At 64.7% G+C, this 15,571-nt stretch carries 18 protein-coding genes; 4 read left to right on the top strand and 14 right to left on the bottom strand.

Going from position 1 to position 15,571, the window contains the following annotated elements; translation table 11 throughout:
• Window positions 1–51 precede the first annotated feature (51 nt).
• Window positions 52–1,065 carry a rhamnose ABC transporter substrate-binding protein gene (gene rhaS, locus NCS58_RS16855; RefSeq protein ID WP_061115926.1) on the top strand — a complete coding sequence of 338 codons (1,014 nt, stop codon included), beginning with the start codon at window positions 52–54 and terminating at the stop codon, window positions 1,063–1,065.
• A gap of 241 nt (window positions 1,066–1,306) precedes the next feature.
• On the opposite strand, the gene NCS58_RS16860 is transcribed toward rhaS, so the two are convergent.
• The 8 genes from NCS58_RS16860 to NCS58_RS16895 all read right to left on the bottom strand — a co-directional run bounded on the left by NCS58_RS16860 (window position 1,307) and on the right by NCS58_RS16895 (window position 7,057).
• Window positions 1,307–1,912, bottom strand: coding sequence for a copper-binding protein (locus NCS58_RS16860; RefSeq protein ID WP_061115925.1), 606 nt, complete (start codon window positions 1,910–1,912; stop codon window positions 1,307–1,309).
• A 54-nt stretch (window positions 1,913–1,966) separates the two neighbouring features.
• Window positions 1,967–2,371 (bottom strand): helix-turn-helix domain-containing protein, encoded by a 405-nt coding sequence (locus NCS58_RS16865; protein ID WP_061116104.1) that lies wholly within the window; start codon window positions 2,369–2,371, stop codon window positions 1,967–1,969.
• 238 nt (window positions 2,372–2,609) lie between these two features.
• Window positions 2,610–2,783, bottom strand: a complete 174-nt coding sequence (locus NCS58_RS16870; protein WP_250477400.1) for a hypothetical protein — start codon at window positions 2,781–2,783, stop codon at window positions 2,610–2,612.
• Between the two features lie 107 nt (window positions 2,784–2,890).
• Window positions 2,891–3,220, bottom strand: coding sequence for an H-NS family nucleoid-associated regulatory protein (locus tag NCS58_RS16875; RefSeq protein WP_061115924.1), 330 nt, complete (start codon window positions 3,218–3,220; stop codon window positions 2,891–2,893).
• 365 nt (window positions 3,221–3,585) lie between these two features.
• Window positions 3,586–3,831 carry a hypothetical protein gene (locus NCS58_RS16880; RefSeq protein ID WP_008353523.1) on the bottom strand — a complete coding sequence of 82 codons (246 nt, stop codon included), beginning with the start codon at window positions 3,829–3,831 and terminating at the stop codon, window positions 3,586–3,588.
• A gap of 240 nt (window positions 3,832–4,071) precedes the next feature.
• Window positions 4,072–5,067 (bottom strand): LLM class flavin-dependent oxidoreductase, encoded by a 996-nt coding sequence (locus NCS58_RS16885; RefSeq protein WP_061116103.1) that lies wholly within the window; start codon window positions 5,065–5,067, stop codon window positions 4,072–4,074.
• 122 nt (window positions 5,068–5,189) lie between these two features.
• Entirely contained in the window at window positions 5,190–6,002 is an 813-nt protein-coding gene (locus NCS58_RS16890) for a phosphate/phosphite/phosphonate ABC transporter substrate-binding protein (protein WP_061115923.1), read from the bottom strand.
• A 47-nt stretch (window positions 6,003–6,049) separates the two neighbouring features.
• Entirely contained in the window at window positions 6,050–7,057 is a 1,008-nt protein-coding gene (locus NCS58_RS16895; RefSeq protein ID WP_061115922.1) for a fatty acid desaturase, read from the bottom strand.
• A gap of 177 nt (window positions 7,058–7,234) precedes the next feature.
• On the opposite strand from NCS58_RS16895, the gene NCS58_RS16900 reads away from it, so the two are divergent.
• Together NCS58_RS16900 and NCS58_RS16905 are read left to right on the top strand one after the other, a co-directional pair.
• The gene (locus NCS58_RS16900; RefSeq protein WP_061116102.1) at window positions 7,235–8,302 is read left to right on the top strand and encodes a HoxN/HupN/NixA family nickel/cobalt transporter; all 1,068 of its coding nucleotides are present in this window, start codon (window positions 7,235–7,237) and stop codon (window positions 8,300–8,302) included.
• 83 nt (window positions 8,303–8,385) lie between these two features.
• A complete protein-coding gene (locus NCS58_RS16905; RefSeq protein WP_061115921.1) occupies window positions 8,386–9,243 on the top strand; it encodes a formate/nitrite transporter family protein in 858 nt (285 codons plus the stop codon).
• 36 nt (window positions 9,244–9,279) lie between these two features.
• On the opposite strand, the gene NCS58_RS16910 is transcribed toward NCS58_RS16905, so the two are convergent.
• The 6 genes from NCS58_RS16910 to NCS58_RS16935 form a co-directional block, all read right to left on the bottom strand.
• On the bottom strand, window positions 9,280–9,612 hold the full coding sequence (locus NCS58_RS16910; protein WP_061115920.1) for a hypothetical protein: 333 nt from the start codon (window positions 9,610–9,612) through the stop codon (window positions 9,280–9,282).
• Between the two features lie 179 nt (window positions 9,613–9,791).
• The gene (locus NCS58_RS16915; protein WP_250477402.1) at window positions 9,792–10,148 is read right to left on the bottom strand and encodes a hypothetical protein; all 357 of its coding nucleotides are present in this window, start codon (window positions 10,146–10,148) and stop codon (window positions 9,792–9,794) included.
• A gap of 243 nt (window positions 10,149–10,391) precedes the next feature.
• A complete protein-coding gene (locus tag NCS58_RS16920; protein WP_061115918.1) occupies window positions 10,392–10,682 on the bottom strand; it encodes a hypothetical protein in 291 nt (96 codons plus the stop codon).
• 11 nt (window positions 10,683–10,693) lie between these two features.
• On the bottom strand, window positions 10,694–11,059 hold the full coding sequence (locus NCS58_RS16925; protein WP_061115917.1) for a hypothetical protein: 366 nt from the start codon (window positions 11,057–11,059) through the stop codon (window positions 10,694–10,696).
• Between the two features lie 126 nt (window positions 11,060–11,185).
• The gene (locus NCS58_RS16930) at window positions 11,186–12,889 is read right to left on the bottom strand and encodes a penicillin-binding protein 2 (RefSeq protein ID WP_061115916.1); all 1,704 of its coding nucleotides are present in this window, start codon (window positions 12,887–12,889) and stop codon (window positions 11,186–11,188) included.
• Between the two features lie 48 nt (window positions 12,890–12,937).
• On the bottom strand, window positions 12,938–13,774 hold the full coding sequence (locus NCS58_RS16935) for an arylamine N-acetyltransferase (RefSeq protein WP_061115915.1): 837 nt from the start codon (window positions 13,772–13,774) through the stop codon (window positions 12,938–12,940).
• A 207-nt stretch (window positions 13,775–13,981) separates the two neighbouring features.
• Between NCS58_RS16935 and zwf the strand changes: the two genes are divergently transcribed.
• Window positions 13,982–15,547, top strand: coding sequence for a glucose-6-phosphate dehydrogenase (gene zwf / locus NCS58_RS16940; protein WP_061115914.1), 1,566 nt, complete (start codon window positions 13,982–13,984; stop codon window positions 15,545–15,547).
• The last annotated feature ends 24 nt before the right edge of the window (window positions 15,548–15,571 follow it).

Below are 15,571 nucleotides of genomic sequence, written 5' to 3' on the forward strand. Positions count from 1 at the left end.
TATCCGTTGCAAACCAGCGCAGTCATGCGCAATGACAGGAGACTTTACGACATGAAAAAGCCCATTCGATTCCCGCGCGGCCCGGCGCTGGCGGCGGCCTTGCTGGCCGCGACCGTCGCGCTGACGGCGAGCGCCGCCGATATCAAGAGCGGTTTGAAGATCGCCTTTTTGCCGAAGCAGATCAACAATCCGTACGAAGTGATCGCCGACGACGGCGGCATGGCCGCGATCAAGGAGATGAAGGGCGAGGGCAAGGTGGTCGGGCCGTCGGATGCGGGCGCTTCATCGCAGGTGAGCTATATCAACACGCTCATCACGCAGCGGCAAAATGCGATCGTGATCGCGGCAAACGATGCGAACGCGGTCGTGCCGTATCTGAAGAAAGCGATGTCGCAGGGCATCAAGGTCGTGACGTTCGATTCCGATACTGCGCCCGATGGCCGGCAGGTCTTCGTGAATCAGGCCGATTCGGAAGCGATCGGGCGCGGGCAGATTCAGTTGCTGTCGAAGCTGATCGGCGGCGAGGGCGAGTTCGCGATTCTCTCGGCGACGCCGAACGCCACGAATCAGAACACCTGGATCAAATGGATGCAGGAGGAGCTCAAGAAGCCCGAATATTCGAAGATGAAGCTCGTGAAGATCGCCTATGGTAACGACGACGATCAGAAGTCGTTCGTCGAAACGCAGGGCTTGTTGCAGGCGTATCCGAATCTGAAGGGCATCGTCGCGCCGACATCGGTGGGGATCGCGGCGGCGGCGCGCTATATCTCGAGTTCGCCGGCAAAGGGCAAGGTCGTCGTGACGGGGCTCGGCACGCCCAATCAGATGCGCGCGTTCGTGAAGAACGGCACGGTCAAGGCGTTCCAGTTGTGGGATCCGGGCCAGTTGGGTTATCTCGCGGCATTCGCGGCGGCGAATCTCGCATCGGGGACGATCACCGGCAAGGAAGGCGATTCGTTCGATGCCGGCAAGCTCGGCAAGCGGACGGTGGGCAAGAGCGGCGAAGTGATCCTCGGGCCGCCGACTACGTTCGATGCGGCGAATATCGATAACTTCAATTTTTGAGGACGCGGGGTCGCTGCGGACCTGAGAGAAACGAAACGCCCTTCGGGGCGTTTCGTTTTTCAGCGGGTGCCGTGTTGTCGATGCGTGCCGCAAATGCCTTTTCGATCAGCGAGTTGGGTCGATGCTCCCAGGGCTATCCACAGGGCTCTCCACAAAAACTGTGGATAGATTTGCGATGTGGTGCATCAACCCCGCGCCTCGAATTTGCCCCGCTTCGAAAACCGGGGACAACCGCACACAGTCATTTGATCGCCTGCCCGGCTCTCAGCACCTGCACCGCCGTCGCCGATTCGAACTGCGCGTGGACCGTATCGCCTGCCTTCAGCCCCGCAAGCGACACGTCCGGCGCGACTTCGAGCGTCACCGTCCGGCTCGGCCCGCGCAAGGTCACGCGCCGGTTCTTCGCATCGACCCGCTCGATCGTCCCGATCACCTCGACGATGCGCGCCTGCGCCATCACGCCGCCCGACGCCGGGATCGCCGCTTCAGTGTCGATGCGCTGACGTATCCCGTCGGACTTCATCTTCGTCGCGCGCACGAGCAGTGCGCTGCGATATTCGATGTTGACGATATCGCCCAACTGAAGCTTCTTGACATTGCCGATCTCGGGATTCACCGCCACTTCCACGACACGGCCGGCCGGACCCTGCAGCGACACGCTGTTAGTCACGGGATCGATGCCGACCACGCGTGCCTGCACTTGCGCGATTGCTGCCGCACCGCGCGCGGTCGGCGCCGACGCCGCATCCTGAGCCGATGCATTGCCGATCGCCGTGAAGGCGAGAGCCGCACAGGTCGCGAGAAGCGTGACGGAGCGATGCGGCCATTGAGTTGACGAACGAATCATGGGTTGCCTCCTTGTTTTCAGATAGCGCTTCATTCACTGTCACAAACGACGCCCTCATCGGCGCGACTTCGACAACAAGTGCCCCAGCCCGAGATTGGTGGCGATCTGCCAGATATAGACGCGCGAGTAGCGCACGCCATAGCGCCGCTCGATCACTTCGCGCAGACGGGCATTGGTCCAGGTATCGCTCCCGAAGCCATGCTCTCTGGCCGACCCTTGCAGCGCGGCGGCGATCCAGTCGAGCGCCTCGCGATCGAGCACCGACGCGCGCCCGCCGACGCCCATCTTCGCGAGCGCGTCGAGACCGCCCTCGGTGACGATGGCCTTGTAGCGCCGCACTGTCTGCACGGAAAGATGCAGTTGCTCGGCCACCGCCTCGACCGACGCGCCATCGAGCAGCATGCGTCCCGCCGTCATGCGTCGCACGACGCTCGGCAGTGTGTCGGGACGGGAGAGCATGGCGTGCGCCGCTCGATCGTTCGGATTACGTGCGATCGTTCGTGACGTCAGGCACGGCCGCGAGAAGCGGAGCCGGCCCTGATGCTCGTCCTTGTGCCCGTCGATGCGCGCGAGCGATGGATGCAACGTTGCGGCGTCCGTATGCGTTCATGCTTGCCCCCTTGTCGAATGGAGACGGCGGGACTTGATCGGGCGTGCTTGACGTCGGCCGATGTGCGGCTCGCATAGCCGGGCCGACTTACAGAGAAGTACCAATAAACGTTTTCAGGCTCGACGGGCAACCATCGGCGAAAATTTTTTCGGCTTGATAAATTTCGGCGAATTGCCTATGAACGCTGCCGATGAGCAGCGGATGCGCGATCGGCGACGCAAGGCGCGACGCGGCGTGCAATGCCGCGCGCGTCCGTTTCAACGCGTGTGTTCGGTGGCATTCAGACGAACGACATGCCATTCATACGCCGCACGTGCGTCATGCGCCGTGCGCCGTGGAACGGACGTATCCAGGTGATCGACGACGTGTCAAACGCGATAGAACTCGATGTCCTGGCCGGCGTGAACCGCGCGCTTGAGCCACTCGGGCATATCGCCGAGGCCGTCCCACGTATCGCCATTTGCGTTTCGGAATATCGGTGCGGCGCCATCCCCGGAGTGCGGAAACAAAGGCAATTGCGGCATCGGCCGTTTTGCCTTGGACGCGCCATGAGCCCCGTTGGTCTTGGTGAAGGAGGGCGGTGGTGTTACCACCGGCGCTTCGGCCAGTGCTTCAGCCAACGCGGTCTCGGTAATGCCGAACTCAGCCATTCGGCTGCGCAAATACGCAATGATGCTGTCTCGCTTTCTTTCGTCCACGGCTTTCCTGATTCAGCTTTTGATTTTCAGAAGACGAGCCGAAACCCCGCGCGGACCGGGGCGGCTCGATGACTCGAATATAAGTGTTTTATGAAGCGTGACGCAGTGCCTGGCTCGCGTCAATTAGTGTATTTACCGCACGTCTATTAATTCGCCCGGTGACCTGGCCTTTAATACGGGCATTGCCCGAATGCGAACGTTGGCCCGCCCCGCGCATCGCCGTGACGGACGCGCGAAACATATGCGCGCGGAAAGTCACGTCGGGGAGCCACGAACCGATGGCGAGGCCCGCACCGCCATGAAGCATGGCGTTCGAACCTCGCTTAACCCTATTGTATGCTGCTTGTGGCAACTATTAAAACGTTTTAACGACTGTGTTGTTCCCCCGGTAATTCGGCACCATGCGCGCGAATGGCGGCAATCAGTTCCGCGGGTGTTATTTCATAACGCACTTCGCGGTGAATGCCGGGTTTGCGCTCGTCGATTTCAATCAGCAGTACGGCTTTGCCGTCCGCGGCGGGTTCGAGGCGCAGCGAACGCACTTCCTGTCCGCTGGCATCGTCGTATTCCGTCAGGAGCGTCATGGCGCCGGTGGCGGCGCTTCTCGGCATTGACATTCTTCCTCCCGTCTTGCGACGTCATTGTTGTTGTTTCACCGCGCCATCCACCGGCGTGCACGAAATTCGGGCGCGCTGCATTGGGATTCAGATTGGCGAATGAGGCGGACGCGAAAGGCGGCGCGGCCAGCGCCACCCTCCGGTATCTCATTATTGCCTGTCAAAAGTGCGCGCGTCCAGCGTGAGGCGCGCGGGAAACTTGTGGCCCTTTTTTTTGTGCGGCGTCGTTTGGGCTCACGCGCCCTGGCCGATCGCGTCCCGCGCCTGGCTCGCGAGCTCGAAGGAACGCAGGCGTGCCTGTTGATCGAAAATCTGCGCGGTGATGATCAGCTCGTCCGCCTGCGTCTGGTCGATCACCGAGCGCAGGCCGGCTTCCACATCGGCCGGAGCGCCCACTACCGAGCACGCCAGCGAGTGTTCGACGCCCGCGCGCTCGGCGTCGCTCCATGCGATCGATTCGACCGGTGGCGGCAACTGGCCGGGCGTGCCGCGACGCAGATTGATGAATTGCTGTTGCAGCGACGTGAAGTGGAAGCGCGCTTCCTCGGCGGTATCGGCGGCGAAGACGTTGACGCCGACCATCACATAGGGCTTTTGCAGGGACGCGGACGGGCGGAACTGCTTGCGATAAACCTCCAGCGCGGTCAGCAGATAATCCGGTGCGAAATGTGACGCGAACGCAAACGGCAGCCCCAGCGCGGCCGCGAGCTGCGCCGAAAAGAGGGATGAGCCGAGCAGCCAGATCGGCACATGCAGCCCGGCGCCGGGCACGGCGCGCACGCGCTGGCCTTCGACCGGATCGGCGAAATAGCGTTGCAACTCGACGACATCATCCGGGAACGACTCGGCGCTGCCGTGCAGATCGCGGCGCAGCGCACGCGCGGTGGTCTGGTCGGTGCCGGGCGCGCGCCCGAGCCCGAGGTCGATGCGCCCCGGAAACAGCGACGCGAGCGTGCCGAACTGCTCGGCAATCACGAGCGGCGCGTGATTCGGCAGCATGATGCCGCCCGAGCCGACGCGAATCGTCGTCGTGCCCGCCGCGATATGGCCGATCACGACAGCAGTCGCCGCGCTGGCGATGCCCGTCATGTTGTGGTGCTCCGCGAGCCAGTAGCGCAGATAGCCCCAGCGCTCGGCGTGCCGGGCGAGATCCAGCGAATGGGCGAAGGCGTCGGCCGGCGTCGAGCCGAGCGGAACCGGAGAAAGGTCGAGTAGCGAGAAGGGGATCATTGCGGCGTTCCGAAAGCGCGGCGGATCGCGATGCGACCGCACCGCGGCGCATGCCACGCGCTGAAAGAATTGATTGTGCCGAAACTGGGAGAATCCTGCCGGATCGGGCGGGCGCGGCTCGGTCAGGCGAGTCGCGGATAGCCGCGGCCGATGGCGTCGCGTTCGTAGTCGAGAATCGGCGCGTAGTCGGCCTGTGTGCGCCGTACGACGCCTCTGAGCCTCAGCCGGGCGGCGAGCGCGGGATCGTGATCGAGCGCGCCGGCGAGTGCCTGCAAAATTGTGTCGATTGCGTCCTGCGGCACGCGCATCGACGCGATGAAAGGCAGCGCGGCCGCGCTCGCCGTCATGCCGAGCGCGCGCACGCCGTCCGTCAGTTCCGGCAGGTGCGCCTGCGCGAACGCGAACGTGACGCAGTCGATCGCGGCGACATCCGCGCGCCCCTCGGCGAGCGCACGCAGCGAGGCGAGATGCGCGCCGGTCTTCGTCACCGAGGCGAAGAACCGTCCGTCGTGCGCGAAAGGGGCGACTGCGTGGCGGAAGAGATTCATGCCGCTGTTGGAATCATCGTCGTTATAGGCGGCGCGCAGGCCGCGGCAACGTTCGATCGTCTGCGCGCCGACATGCCCGCCGGCGACGAGCACGCTGCGATAGGTGCCGCTTTCGCAGCCGGGCACATCGAAATCGGGCGCGCCGATGAGCCGCACGCGATCGGCTAACGCATGCACGAGCGGATAGCCGCAGGTCTGCGAGAACAGCACATCGCCGCGCAGCCAGAAGGCGGTGAGATCCCTATCGGGATCGACAATGTCGAGCGTATCGCCGCGCGCGCTCAGCCAGTCCGCGAGATGCTCACGCACATGCGCGAGCAGCGTGCGCCAGTCCGCGGCGAGCGCGGGCGTCACGTTGTACATCGGCAGGGCGGCGAGCCAGTGCATCGGGAACGGGTAACGAATGACGATGACGGATCGTACAGCGCGGCGCGTCAGCTCGCGAGGCTGGCCGTATCGCCGCTGCGCGCGCTCGGGCGTCGGCCGCTCGGCGACTCGGCAACGGCGAACGGATGCACCGGTTCGGCCGCCTGCGCGAACGCATGGCGAATCGCCCATTCGCCGTATCCCCGCACGACGAACCCGCCGTTGCTCGCGCGATAGCCGTCGCGCCGGCGGGCATACACCTGGCCGAGCGCGAACCACGGCACGCCGGGCAGGTCGTGATGGACGGCGTGATAGTTGTTGTTGAGAAAGAGCAGACGCCACGGCCACGCGGCTTCGTTCACGACCGTACGTTCGCTTTCCTTCTCCGCCGCACGATGCTCCTGAAACGAGCGCACCGAAGCGAGCGCGAGCGACGCATAGCCGACGCCGAACACGAATGCGCGCCACGGAATGCCGCATCGCGTTTCGAGCCAGCTCGCGAGCAGCACGAGCGACGCGAGATGCGCCGCCCAGCTCGCGACGATCCGCCAGCGCCGCTCGACGACGGCCTGCGCCGCCTCGCGCCACGATGCCGCGATCGAGAACCACGGTCCGATCAGCATGCGGCCCGCGAAGGTGTTGCGCGCGGCGAGGGCGGCGCGCAAGACGGGGCCGGCGCTCGCCCATTGCGCCGGCGTCACGTAAAAGCTTTCGGGGTCGCGGCCGGGTTCGGTCAGATGCGCGTCGTCGTGATGACGCAGATGCGATTCCCGGTAGACCTCGTAGGGAAACCACACCGCGAGCGGGGCGATGCCGAAGAGCATGTTGAGAAGCGGCCAGCGCGTTGGATGCCCGTGCATCAGCTCGTGCTGCAGCGACATATACCAGCACGACAGCGCCGCGAGCAGCGCGATGGACGGCACGAGGCCGATCGTGCGGGCGTTGAGCGCGACGCCGAACCAGCCGCCGTAGATCGCGACGATCACCGCCCACGTCGGCCATTCGCTGCGCCAGCGCCAGCTTTCGCGTTGGTTCTGGAGTTCCTGGCGCTGGGCGTCGTCGAGATAGCGGGGCATGGCGGACTTCGATAAAGACGAAGGGCCATGCTAGCGGCGCCGCTTGCCCGTCCCAACCAAGGAATTCGGCTAAGGATTGCGCGATCGGCGCAATAAGCATTCGTCGATGCGGCCGATTTTTGGCCACGCATTCGCCCACGGTATCCTTGATTACTTCAATACCGCATGCGCGCGCCTATGACCGAATCGTTCGAGCCCGCTTCCGCGTCGCATCCGACGCATCGAAAATCGCCGCGCAAATCCGCGCGTCTCATCGCCGGCCTGATCGCCTTCAACGTGTTCGCGTGGCTCTGGGCGCTCGCCGCGTTCCGCCACTATCCGCTGTTGCTCGGCACATCGCTGCTCGCGTATTCGCTCGGGCTGCGTCATGCGGTCGACGCCGACCATATCGCCGCGATCGACAACGTCACCCGCAAGCTGATGCAGGAAGGCAAGCGGCCGCTCTTCGCCGGATTCTTTTTTTCGCTCGGACATTCGACGATCGTCGTCGCGGCCACCGCGCTGATCGCCGCGACCGCGATGGCCGTGCAGGGCCGCTTCACCGAGTTTCGCGAGATCGGCGGGATCATCGGCACGTCGGTGTCGTCGCTATTCCTGTTCGCCATCGCTGCGATGAACCTCTTCGTGCTGCGCGGCGTGTGGCGCGCATTCAGACGCGTGCGGCGCGGCGAGTCCTGCCGCGACGAAGACATCGACATGCTCGCGGTCGGCGGCGGACCGCTCGCGCGCATCGCGCGGCCGCTCTTCAGGCTGATCGGCAAGAGCTGGCACATGTATCCGCTCGGCTTTCTGTTCGGGCTCGGCTTCGACACGGCCACCGAAATTGGTCTAATGGGCATCGCGGCCGCCGAAGCCGCGCGCGGCATGCCGGTCTGGTCGATTCTCGTGTTTCCGGTGCTCTTCACGGCCGGCATGTCGCTCATCGATACCGCGGACAGCCTCCTGATGACGGGCGCCTACGGCTGGGCGTTCACGAAACCGATCCGCAAGCTCTACTACAACCTCACCGTCACGCTCGTGTCGGTGCTGATCGCGTTGCTCGTCGGCGGCATCGAGGCGCTCGGGCTGATCGCGGACCGGCTGCAACTGAAGGGCGGACTGTGGGACATGGGCGCGTCGCTGTCCGAGCACTTCGGGATGCTCGGCTATGGAATCGTTGCGATCTTCGCCGCGTGCTGGCTGGTTTCCGCGCTCATTTACAAGTGGCGCGGCTATGACTCGATCGACCGCACCATCGCCCGCTAGCGTCATGGGCATCGTTCGTGCTTCGTCAATGCCTCAGCCGCTCATCCACTCTCCGTATCGAGCGGCGTTCAGGGAGAACGAACATGAACGAGCCGCAAGCCGGCGACTCCGCCAAGGGGAATTCCGCTGGAGCGGACTCGCCGCACCTCGATAGCGCCGAACAGGAACAGGCCGCCGAACACTCGGCGCCGCATCCGCTCGTCATCCATGAGATCGTGCGCGAGGAAGGCGAAGTCGCGATGGAGCGCACGTTCGCCGCGCTGATGTGGTCGGCGCTCGCCGCCGGCCTCTCGATGGGCTTCTCCTTTCTCGTCCAGTCGATCCTCGAAGGCGCGCTGCCGGACACGGCATGGCGCGGCCTCATCTCGAGCTTCGGCTATACGATCGGCTTCGTCTTCGTCATCCTCGGACGTCAGCAGCTCTTTACCGAAAGCACGCTCACGGCGGTGCTGCCCGTGCTCACGCGGCGCGATCTCGTGACCTTGTTCAAGACGCTGCGTCTCTGGGCGATCGTGCTCTTCTTCAACCTCGTCGGCACGGCGATCTTCGCCGCCATCCTGCAGATTCGCGGCGTATTCGCGCCAGAAGTGATCGATGCGCTCGCCAAGGTCGCGATGACGCCGCTTTCCGCCGAGTTCGGCGTGACCGTCGTGCGCGGCGTGTTCTCCGGCTGGCTGATCGCGCTCATGGTTTGGCTCCTGCCGAGCGCGCGCTCGGGGCGTCTCCTGACCATCCTGCTCGTGACGTACACGGTCGCGGTGAGCAAGCTCACGCACGTCATCGCGGGATCGGTCGAAGCGGCGTACGCGGTGATGATCGGCGCGGCCAGCATCCCCGACTACTTTTTCGTGTTTCTCGTGCCGACGTTCATCGGCAACGTGATCGGCGGCGTGTCGCTCGTCGCGATCATCAATCATGCGGCGATCGCGCCGGAAATCTGAGTGCCGCGAGCACGCCGCGATCGAAGACGATCGCCCTTACTTGTTGCTGCCCGCGCCCGTGCCGTACAGGCCGTTATTGAAGCCGCCGCTGCCCTCGGACTTGCGATCCTTGCCCGCGGTCGCGGCGCGGCCCTTGGCGGCATCCTTCGACTGCGGTTTCTGCGATTCATGCATGGCGGTGCCCGACGGAGCGGCGCTCGATGTCGAATCGGACTGACGATTGTCCTGATTGCCGGCGCCGCCGCCGTTCGTGATCTGCGCGACCCCGTACGTGCTGAACGCTGCCATGAGACTGGCGAGGACGGCATTCGCGAGCAGCGGACCGGGCCGGCGCGAGGCGCGCGCGTGGTCGTGACGAACTGTGGACATGACAACTCCCGGCATGATCGAAGGACTTGCTATCGAGCATGAACGGTGCCCGGCGGCGGCCGGACGCGTCCGCAATGCATCGGAGTCGAAAGTTCGAGCACCGCTGCACGCCCGGCTCGTCACGAAACGCGGGCGTGAACGACGGAATCGCGCCGCGGCGCGAGCGGCGAAAGCGGTTGTCAGGCCGCTTTCGCCCAAAGCCTGTTGGTCGACTTCCTGCGGCTGCCGGAGCCGTCGCGGGGGCCGTTGTCTACCGTGTCGAGCGCGATGCGCAGCGCCTCGATGCGCTGTTTCTGCGCGGGCACGAGCGCGTAACCCTTCATCACCGCGGTAAGACGCTCGCGCCAGTACTCGACGTTGAGCGTGCCGGAAGATTGTTTGTGCATGGTGCGGAGTTGCGCGAGCGCGCGCTCGATGTGTTGAAGCTCGACGTCCGCCATCGCCGAGGGCAAAAGGCTGCCCTTGGTCTCGCTTTTCTTCTTCATTTTTCTGGTCTTCCTCTCGGCCATACGGCGCGTGGTCCCGACATCGGACACGCGCACCGTCCAGGCACCCCGTTCACCCGCGCATTTTTTTGTAGCGTTGCGGGCGGCCCTTGCTCTTTTCTTCGGTAGACCGATCGTTACCCGTCTCAGCGAGTTCGATCGTTAGCAAAAATGTACGCAACGCAAGCCTGCAGGCTCCGTCTGTCATCGCACATTCATGTGAGGAAGCGGGGATTTCGATGTTGCGCCGCGCCAGGGCGGCGCGGATCGATCGGGACGACGAGACAACGACCCTTATTCGGCGCCTTCGGCGGGCGCTTTCGCCGTGCGCTTTCCGCTGCGGCCGATCTGCTCTTCCATCGCGAGATCGAGCTTGCTCACCTTGCGCGGCTTGCCTGGCTCGCGCGCATTGACGAACGCGACGAACTCGTCCATCGGCATGGGATCGGAGAGCTTTTTCGAGCCTTCGGCCGAGCGCTCGGCGAGATAGAAGAGCCCGCCCGGCATCGAGATGGCCGCGTAGTTCGCGTTGCCGCTGCGTGTCTTGAGCCGTTCCACGGCCCCGATGGCTTTGGTCGAGCGCATGATGTGCCTGCTTATTTCTGGGGTTCGTCGTGGGCGGTCGCGTCGGCCGGCGCGCATTTCTTGCCCGCGCCCTCGATCCACAGATTCGACGGATGACGCTGCCCCGGATAGAAGCGATACGTGGTCTCGCCGTTGTCGTAACGGACCTTGATCACGTTCGAATCGCCGAATTCGAGCATCACGCCTTGCGGAATGGCCGTCTTCTGGAATTTGGCGTCGTGCTTCTTCGCCTCGTCGGCGATGCACTGGACGATGCCGTTCACCTTGTTGTCAGTCGATGACTTCTCGACTTCGGGTTGTCCCGCGTCTTCGTTATGAAACTGTGCGCAAGCGGCGAAAAGCACAGGCAACGCGAGCGCCGCGGCGAGTTTTTTCATGGTCTTTCCCGTTTGATCTCTTGGTGCCGGACACGACATTAGAGCATAAGCCCTTTACAGTCCGGGCAGGTTCGCGGGGGTGCGCCTGACCGGTGCAGCAAGGCCCGCGCCCGCCTGCGCGGCGGCTCAGGCGTCGGGCGGAACGCCGAGCAGCGGCAGCGTCCCGCCGACGATGCCGGAGAACACCGGCCCCGCCACCGTGCCGCCGTAGTAGGTGCCGCCCGTGGGCTCGTCGATCATCACCGCGACGATCACGCGCGGATCGCTCATCGGCGCAATGCCCACGAACGACGCCCGGTACTTGTTCGCCGCGTACGAACGCCCGACCTGCTTGCGCGCCGTGCCGGTCTTGCCGCCGACGCGATAGCCCTCGACCGCCGCGGCGCGCCCCGTGCCGTGGTCGCCGATCGCCATTTCGAGCATGTTGCGCACGGCCTTCGCGGTCGCGGGCTTCGTCACCTGCATGGCGTCGCCGCGTGATTCGCCCTGAATCAGCGTGGCCGGATGAAAGCGTCCGTCGCCGGCATAGGCGGTATAGATTTGCGCGATCTGCAGGAGCGAGAGCGAGAGGCCGTAGCCATAGGCCATCGTCGCCTGCTCGATCGGCTTCCAGCGCTCGGGCGAGCGCAGGCGGCCGGTCGCCGCGCCGGGAAATGTCAGCTCGGGCGCGCGGCCGATGCCGTATTCGCGGTACTTGTCCCAGATCGTCTGCGCGGGAAGTTGCAGCGCGAGCTTCGTAAGCGCGACGTTGCTGGACATCTGCACCGCCTCGGCCACGGTGATGACGCCGTGGTTCGATGTGTCGTGGATCACGTTCGGGCCAAGCTTGAACGTGCCTGGCGCCGTGTCGATGCGCGTGTCCGGGCGTACCTTCCCCAGATCGATCGACAATGCGGCGACGAGCGGCTTGATCGTCGAGCCGGGCTCGAAGGTGTCGGTGAGCGCGCGGTTGCGCAACTGCTCGCCGGTGAGACGCGAGCGATCATTCGGATCGAAGCTCGGGTAGTTGGCGAGCGCGAGCACCTCGCCGTTCTTCGCGTCGAGCACGACGACGCTGCCCGCGCGGGCCTTGTGCTTCACGATCGCCGACTTCAGTTGCGAATGCGCGAGCTGCTGGATGCGCCGGTCGATCGTCAGTTGAATGGTCTCGCCGTTCTGCGGCATGGCCGGCTCGCCGATTTGCGAGACCACGCGTCCGAGGCGGTCGCGAATCACCTCGCGCTGGCCCGCTTCGCCCGTCAGGCGAGTATCCGCGGCGAGCTCGACGCCTTCCTGGCCGTGATCCTCGTTATTGGTGAAGCCGACGACGTGCGCCGCCGATTCGCCTTCGGGATAGAAGCGCTTCGTGTCCGGCACGAGCGTGATGCCCGCGCGTCCGATCGTCGCGATCCGCTCGGCGGTCTCGGCTTCGACCTGACGCTTGAGCAGGACGAACGCGCGGTTCGCGTCGATGCGCCGCTGCAAGTCCTTCGGCGGCATGTCGAGCAGGCGCGCGATCTCGTTGCCGTGGTCGCCGTCGAACAACTTGGGCGTCGCCCAGACTTCGTAGGTGGCGAGGCTCACGGCGAGCATCGCCCCGTTCCGATCGACGATGCGCCCGCGCGTCGCCGAAAGCGCCAGCGTGCGCTGGTAGCGCTTCTGGCCTTCGCCGAGATAAAACTTGTGGTCGATGACCTGCACCCACAGCGCGCGCCCGGCGAGCGACAGGAAGGCCGCGGTCATGCCGATCACGACGAGGCGCGAGCGCCATTCGGGCAGCCGGTTCGCGAGCACCGTGCTGCGGTGATGCGTCTGGAAATCGCTGCCGCCGCGCGTCTTGTTCTTGAACATCGTTGTCTTGTGATTAAGCTTGGTTGTGCCGGCCGCAGTGTCCGCGTTTCAGGGCAGACGGGCGAGCGCGGCGTCGAGACCGGCGCTATCCGGCAGACGAATGCCGATCTCGTTTTCGAGCGTACGGCGCAGGTCGGCGACGTTGCCGAGCGCGCGATGATCGCTGCCTTCGCGTTCGTCGTGCACCGAGAGGCGCCGGTTGAGCAGACCGAAGCGCTTGCCCGGCGCGAGACGCGCGGCCAGCAGGTTGTGCAGGAAGATCGACTGCGGGTAAGTGGACACGAAATGGTTGGCCATCTCGTAGTCGACGTCATACTGCGGGTCGAGGTCGAAGCGATAGACGCGCGTCCATGAACCGTTGACGAGCGCCTGCAGAACGAACCCTGAAGGCTCGCCGCCGGCGTCGTCGAGGCGGAAAGCGCCGTGCGGCGTGATCTGCTCGAGGCCCGTCTGGAGTGCGAGCGGTGCGGACAGCGTCATGCCGCCGAAACCGACATCGGTGACGAAGGTGCCTTCGTCGAGATCGACGAGCAGGAGCATGTGCGTGCGCGCCGGCATTTCCGGCGTCTCCCGGCCCCATAGGACGCGGGCCGCGAAGCTGCGGACGCGAAAACCCAGCGTCTGCAGTACGCTGCGAAACAGCAGATTATGCTCGTAGCAGTAACCGCCGCGCCGACTTGCGACGAGTTTGCGCTGGATCGATTCGAGATCGAGCCTGACCGGGCGTCCGATCAGCACGTCGAGGTTTTCGAAAGGAATGGTCTGCGGATGAAGCAGATGCAGCGTGCGCAGCGTGTCGAGCGTCGGCGCCGGCCGTGCGGGTCCGGAAAAGCCGATGCGCTCGAAGTACGCGGCAAGGTCGATTGAATTGTCGTGTGCGTTCATGGGAGTCCAGGCCTCGAGTCGGCTTCGATGTCGCAAGGTCCGCCAGCGCGGGCGCCGAGCGCGCATATTTTACGACACGAAAGCTCATAAATTACAAAAAGCATACGGTTTCGGCGCGCGGGCTTGCGGCGCGACATCGAAATGAACTGTGCCGCATCGATGAAGGTCTTTCCAGGTTCACGCGCAACTGACAAGGGGCGATACGCCATGCCGAAGGAATCGAACGAAGCGAATCAATCGAACGAAGCGAATCCCGCGAACCCGGCGAGCGCGACATGCGCCGGCAAGCAACCTGCGCCGCCATGCACGCTCGTGATTTTCGGAGCCGGCGGCGATCTCACCAAGCGGCTCCTGATGCCGTCGCTCTACAACCTGTCTGCCGACAAGTTACTCGACGACGGCATGGAGATCATCGGGGTGAACCACGGCGAGCGCGAGACGTCCGAATGGCGCGACGAGCTCACGCAGTCGCTGCGCGCCTTCGCCGCCGACAAGGCCGCCACCTTCCACACGTCGCAGTTGAACGAAGCGGCGTGGAACTGGGTCGTCGGACGGCTCGAGTACTTTCCGGGCGAATTCGAGGAAGACGAAACCTTCGCGCGGCTCAAGGCGCGGCTCGCGAAAGCGAAGGCGGGCAACGTCGTGTTCTATCTCGCGGTGGGGGCGCGATTTTTTCAGCCGATCATCGAGCATCTCGGCGCGGCCGGCCTGCTCGAAGAGAAGGATGGCAACTTCAGGCGGCTCGTCATCGAGAAGCCGTTCGGGACCGATCTGGCGTCGGCACGGGCGCTCAACGCCTGCATCCTCAACTATGCGGGCGAGTCGCAGGTGTATCGCATCGACCATTTTCTCGGCAAGGACACGGTGCAGAGCATCCTCGCCGTGCGCTTCGCCAACGCGATGTTCGAACCTGTCTGGCGGCGCGAATACATCGATAACGTGCAGATCACGGCGGCGGAGACGATCGGCGTGGAAGGGCGCGGCAAGTTCTACGAGCAGACGGGCGCGTTTCGCGACATGCTGCCGAACCATCTTTTCCAGTTGCTCGGCATGGTGGCGATGGAGCCGCCCAATTCCTTCGATGCCGAATCCGTGCGTGACCGCAAAGCCGAAGTCTTCGATGCGCTCCGTCCACTCACGGCGAACGATGTCGTGCTCGGCCAGTATGAAGCCGGACCCGCCGGGCCGGGCTACAGGGAAGAGGCGGGCGTCGCGAAGGACAGCCGCACGGAGACCTATGCGGCGGCGCGCGTGTATGTCGAGAACTGGCGCTGGGCGGGCGTGCCGTTCTATCTGCGCACCGGCAAGCGGCTGACCGAGCGGCGCACGGAGATCTCGGTGCAACTGAAAGCCGTGCCGTTCCTGCTGTTTCGCGACACGCCCGTCGATGCGCTCACGCCGAACGTCTTCACGCTGCGCATCGACCCGGCGCACGGCACGACGTTCGACTTCAACGTGAAGGTGCCGGGGCCGGTGATGCAGATCGGCAAGGTGCGCTCGGCCTTCAACTACGCCGATTTCTTCGCGGAGCGGGCGAACGTCGGCTACGAGACGCTGCTCTACGACTGCATGCTCGGCGACGCAACGCTTTTTCAGCGCGCGGACAGCATCGAGACGGCGTGGGCGGCGGTGGATCGCGTGCTGCATCCGGAGAGCCCGCTTGCCGTACACGGTTATGCGGCGGGCAGCGCGGGGCCGGCGGAGTCGGATCAACTGCTGGCGCAGGACGGCCGCACCTGGCGCGCGCTGACCGATACGCGCAAGAAGGACTGAACTCATCCAACCGGAACGCAACCA

It is taken from the genome of Caballeronia sp. INML3B (genome assembly GCF_023631305.1).
Taxonomy (GTDB): Bacteria; Pseudomonadota; Gammaproteobacteria; order Burkholderiales; family Burkholderiaceae; genus Caballeronia; species Caballeronia turbans.

What these genes read in the sequence shown, in the direction of transcription:
- NCS58_RS16905 (WP_061115921.1), top strand. Translation starts at nt 8,386, where the DNA reads ATGAACGAGCCGCAAGCCGGCGACTCCGCCAAGGGGAATTCCGCTGGA.
- NCS58_RS16910 (WP_061115920.1), bottom strand. Translation starts at nt 9,612, where the DNA reads ATGTCCACAGTTCGTCACGACCACGCGCGCGCCTCGCGCCGGCCCGGT.
- NCS58_RS16890 (WP_061115923.1), bottom strand. Translation starts at nt 6,002, where the DNA reads ATGCACTGGCTCGCCGCCCTGCCGATGTACAACGTGACGCCCGCGCTC.
- NCS58_RS16925 (WP_061115917.1), bottom strand. Translation starts at nt 11,059, where the DNA reads ATGAAAAAACTCGCCGCGGCGCTCGCGTTGCCTGTGCTTTTCGCCGCT.
- rhaS (WP_061115926.1), top strand. Translation starts at nt 52, where the DNA reads ATGAAAAAGCCCATTCGATTCCCGCGCGGCCCGGCGCTGGCGGCGGCC.
- NCS58_RS16895 (WP_061115922.1), bottom strand. Translation starts at nt 7,057, where the DNA reads ATGCCCCGCTATCTCGACGACGCCCAGCGCCAGGAACTCCAGAACCAA.
- NCS58_RS16920 (WP_061115918.1), bottom strand. Translation starts at nt 10,682, where the DNA reads ATGCGCTCGACCAAAGCCATCGGGGCCGTGGAACGGCTCAAGACACGC.
- NCS58_RS16880 (WP_008353523.1), bottom strand. Translation starts at nt 3,831, where the DNA reads ATGCCGAGAAGCGCCGCCACCGGCGCCATGACGCTCCTGACGGAATAC.
- NCS58_RS16900 (WP_061116102.1), top strand. Translation starts at nt 7,235, where the DNA reads ATGACCGAATCGTTCGAGCCCGCTTCCGCGTCGCATCCGACGCATCGA.
- NCS58_RS16935 (WP_061115915.1), bottom strand. Translation starts at nt 13,774, where the DNA reads ATGAACGCACACGACAATTCAATCGACCTTGCCGCGTACTTCGAGCGC.
- NCS58_RS16860 (WP_061115925.1), bottom strand. Translation starts at nt 1,912, where the DNA reads ATGATTCGTTCGTCAACTCAATGGCCGCATCGCTCCGTCACGCTTCTC.
- NCS58_RS16865 (WP_061116104.1), bottom strand. Translation starts at nt 2,371, where the DNA reads ATGCTCTCCCGTCCCGACACACTGCCGAGCGTCGTGCGACGCATGACG.
- zwf (WP_061115914.1), top strand. Translation starts at nt 13,982, where the DNA reads ATGCCGAAGGAATCGAACGAAGCGAATCAATCGAACGAAGCGAATCCC.
- NCS58_RS16930 (WP_061115916.1), bottom strand. Translation starts at nt 12,889, where the DNA reads ATGTTCAAGAACAAGACGCGCGGCGGCAGCGATTTCCAGACGCATCAC.
- NCS58_RS16885 (WP_061116103.1), bottom strand. Translation starts at nt 5,067, where the DNA reads ATGATCCCCTTCTCGCTACTCGACCTTTCTCCGGTTCCGCTCGGCTCG.